The organism is Phocaeicola sp. RTP21198st1_B8_RTP21198_201120 (genome assembly GCF_040929485.1).
Taxonomy (GTDB): Bacteria; Bacteroidota; Bacteroidia; order Bacteroidales; family Bacteroidaceae; genus Phocaeicola; species Phocaeicola dorei.
In genome coordinates, this window is record NZ_JBCOCI010000452.1 from 1 (window position 1) to 1,175 (window position 1,175).

Annotated in this window: 2 protein-coding genes; both read right to left on the bottom strand. The window is 42.7% G+C overall.

What is annotated here, in order from left to right:
- The coding region (locus AB5935_RS27200; RefSeq protein WP_368328002.1) for a beta-ketoacyl-ACP synthase III at positions 1-1,007 on the bottom strand (1,007 nt) is incomplete at its 3' end.
- 87 nt (positions 1,008-1,094) lie between these two features.
- Positions 1,095-1,175: 50S ribosomal protein L32 (rpmF, locus tag AB5935_RS27205; protein WP_302422179.1), on the bottom strand; the 81-nt coding region annotated here is incomplete at its 5' end.

The following is a 1,175-nucleotide window of genomic DNA, read 5'->3' on the forward strand; positions in this document are numbered from 1 at the left end:
TACGATTCCTTCTCTCCATCATAACCCCATTTCACGTACACTGCGCCCCAAGTAAATCCGGCACCGAATGCAGTGAAAATGATGTTATCGCCTTTCTTGAGTTTATCTTCATAATCCCAGATACACAGAGGAAGTGTAGCGGCACTCGTGTTACCGTAATGCTCAATATTTACCAACACTTTATCCATTGGCACATCCATACGGTGAGCCACAGCCTCGATAATACGGACATTCGCCTGATGCGGAACAATCCAGTTGATACTATCTTTCGTCAGACCATTCTTTTCTGCGATAGCAGCAGAGACATCCGACATGTTGGATACAGCATATTTAAATACTGTTCTTCCTTCCTGGTGCAAATAGTGCATTTTATTGTCTACTGTGAAATAAGACGGAGGACAAACCGAACCACCAGCTTTCATGTGGAGGAAAGGCAAACCTTTGCCATCTGTTCTCAGTATCGAATCCATGATTCCGTAATCTTCCGTAGTGGGCTCCACCATAAAGGCAGCAGCACCATCACCGAAAATAGGGCATGTAGCACGATCTGTATAGTTAACCATTGACGACATCTTATCGGCACCGACAATGATAATTTTCTTATATCTTCCCGAACGAATGAAATTAGCAGCTGTCTCCATCAAATACAGGAATCCGCTACAAGCAGCCTGCAAGTCGAAGGCAAAAGCATTCTTTAGTCCGAGTTTATCACAAAGAATAGAAGCTGTAGAAGGGAAGTGATAGTCAGGAGTAGTGGTAGCAACAACAACCAAATCGATATCATCAGGATTAGCACCAGTCTTCTTCATCAACTGTTTGGCAGCTTTGCGTGCCATGTATGAACTACCTAATCCTTCCTCATTCAGAATATGTCTTTCCTTTACTCCGATACGAGTCATAATCCATTCGTCGTTGGTATCCACCATTTTTGATATCTCGTCGTTAGTCAAGATATAATCGGGTACGTACCCGCCGACTCCTGTGATTACTGCATTTATTTTTTCCATCAAACCTATTTTAAATTAGCAATACTATAATACTTAAAGCAGCCGGAGAGTTTCACCCCCAGGCTGTTTTCAGTATAACTGTACTAATTATACAGCTGCTTCTTTCTCAATAGCGAGCTTGCCTCTGTAATAGCCACAAGCACCACATACAGTGTGGTAAACGTGCCA